The sequence below is a fragment of the Streptomyces katrae genome, assembly GCF_000966975.1.
GTDB classification, from domain to species: domain Bacteria; phylum Actinomycetota; class Actinomycetes; order Streptomycetales; family Streptomycetaceae; genus Streptomyces; species Streptomyces katrae.
On record NZ_JZWV01001474.1, the window covers coordinates 1 to 2,726 of the forward strand.

General features: G+C 74.3%; 1 protein-coding gene and 1 pseudogene. Both read left to right on the forward strand.

All coding sequences use genetic code 11. From position 1 onward, the window contains the following. A pseudogene (locus VR44_RS38435) lies at positions 1–750 on the forward strand (PIG-L family deacetylase); the annotation flags it as partial. A gap of 327 nt (positions 751–1,077) precedes the next feature. Continuing rightward, positions 1,078–2,726, forward strand: a 1,649-nt coding sequence (locus tag VR44_RS48660) for a PIG-L family deacetylase (RefSeq protein WP_045952323.1), incomplete at its 3' end; no start/stop codon positions are given.

Sequence of the window (2,726 nt, forward strand, 5' to 3'; positions counted from 1 at the left end):
CCCGGGGAGTCGCTCGGCACCCCCGAGGCCTCCGACGCCGACTGGACCTCCGACATCAGCTCGCCCGCCGTGTCCGTCGACGGCACCGGCGCCCTCGCCGTCTACGTTCGCGACGGCGCCTCCACCCTGCGCGGACGCGTCCGGCACCCGGACGGCTCGTGGGGCCCGTGGGAGGCCCACGGCGGCGCCGACCTGCACGGCACCCCGGTCACGGGCACCGACGGCGCCGGGCGGCGGATGGTCTTCGCCGCCACCACCAAGTCGGTGACCGGCTGGCTCCAGCCCGGCCCCGGCGCCCCCCTGGGCCCGGCCACCCCCACCGGCCTGCCCGAGACCACCCTCCCCCTCACGGCCGAGGGCCGCGAGGGCGGCGTACGGATCTGGTTCCGCAAGCCGGGCTCCGGCAACGTCCGCACCGCCCTGATGACGGACGCGGACGGCCTGAAGGCGACCGGCCTCACCGACCTCGGCGGTCTCCAGGGCTTCGGCTCGGTGACCGCGAGCGGACACCTCCTCGCGGGCCGCTCGGCGGGCGGGCTGCTCGGGGCGGACGTCGGCGAGGGACGGCCCTGGGAGCGCTCGCCGCTGATGTTCGTGGGCGCCCCGTCCAGCACCATGACCGGGAAGAACCTGGTCAGCCTGGCGGTCGTGGGCCTCGACGCACGGCTGTACGTCACCTCGTCGGCGGACGAGCCCGACGCCTACCTCGCCCCGTGGCAGCCGGTGGGCCCGCGCAACACCACGCCGTGATCCCGGCCCCGTGACCGGTCCACCCGGCACAGGCGGGGGCCACCAGGCATAGGCGGCACATCGGCTGGACAGACACCATCCGTGCCACATCAGCTCCAACACCCCACACCAGGACCATCCTTACCGCCCTTGCCGCGCGCGGGCGCGGGACACGTCCACGATCCGGGCGGAGGCGCGCACCGGGGCCGCCGACCGTGCACAATCACACCCGGTCGTTTTCGGAAAACGCGCGTCATCGGTGAAATCGGTGAACCAACTCGCCCGATTTCGCCTCTCAGTGACTACACAGCGGTTCTTCCCGCCCGGAACGACCTCAAGGCGTAACCGATGCCCGTTTCCCGCCGCCGCTTCCTCCTCGCGGCCGTCGTGCCCATGCTCACCCTGGGCGCTTCCGGTGTGCTCTCCATCGCCTCCGGCCAGCAGACGGCGGCCGAGGCCACCCAGGGCAGGGACCCGTCCGCGCTCCTCCCGGCCAGCACCACCTCCGGAACGGTCGTCCAGATCGTCGCCCACCCCGACGACGACCTGTTCTTCATGAACCCCGACCTCAGCCGCTCCCTGCTCGCCGGGCTCCCCGTCACCACCGCCTACCTCACCTCCGGCGAGGCCGACGGCCGCAACGCGGCCAACGGCGGCCAGGCCAAGGACCCGCAGCAGCCCGCCGACCGCGCCCGCTACGCGGAGGCCCGGCAGAACGGCATACGCTCCGCCTACGCCCAGATGGCCACCGGAGACCGCACCAGCGCGTGGAAGCGCACGGTCATACCCACCGCCGGCGGCGGCCAGGCCGAGCTCGACGTCCTCGTCGCCCGCCCCCAGGTCAACCTGGTCTGGCTCCAGCTGCGCGAGGCCCGCAACCCGGCCGCCGAGAACCCCGACAGCCTGCGCGGCCTGTGGAACGGCGAGATACCGGCGCTGGGCGCCCAGCTCACCACCGGGACCCCGGTCAAGCAGCCCTTCTCGTACACCAAGGACCAGGTGATCCAGTCCATATCGGGCATCCTGGAGCGCTACCGTCCGACGACGATACGGATGCAGGACCCGACGCCGAACCGCTACCCGGACACCGGCAAGTACACCGACCACCAGGACCACATGTACGGCGCCCGCTTCGTGCAGGCCGCCACCGCCGCGTACGCCGAGCGGGTCGCCGACCGGCCGCGGTTCTCGGTCCAGAACTACCTCGGCTACCACAACGGCACCCTCCCCCACGCCTTGGACCCGCAGACCGCCGAAACGAAGATCGGCTACCTCAAGACGTACGCCTGGCAGGACCACGCAGACTACTGCGGCTCCCCCGACGGCTGCGGCGACCGCAAGGTGGCCGGCAGCCCCACCGGCCGCAACTGGGCCCAGTCCCTGCGCTACGCCCGCGCCGACAACGCCTCCTGGCTCACGGAGGGCACCCCCGGCCGGCTCTGGGCCTTCGCCGCCCTCGACGGCCGGATGGCCGTCTGGACCCGCGACCGCTCCGGCGCCTGGACCGGCCCCGCCCTGCTCCCCGGCACCGGCATCGACTCCGGGGCCACCACCGCCCGCCTCCCCGACGGCCGCGTCGCGGTCCTCGCCACCCGCACCGTCCTCGGCACCCGGCCCGCCGACTACCGGCGCGAGGTGGTGTACGCCGTCCAGACCGCCCCCGACGGCCCGTTCGGCCCCTGGCAGTCCCTCGGCACCCCCGAACCCGGCGACGAACCCGGCACCTCCGCCATCAGCGCCCCCACCGCCGCCGTCGACGCGGCGGGCCGCCTGACCGTCTACCTCCGCGACACCCGGCGCACCCTGCGGGCCCGCGTCCAGCAGCCCTCGGGCACCTTCACCGACTGGCAGGCACTGGGCGGCGAGGACCTCCAGAGCGACCCGGTGGCCCTCACGGACTCAGCGGGCCGCCGCCACGTCTACGCCACCACCACCCGGTCCGTCCTGGCCTGGACCCAGCCCGCCCCCGACGCCCCGCTCGCCGGCCCGTACCCCAT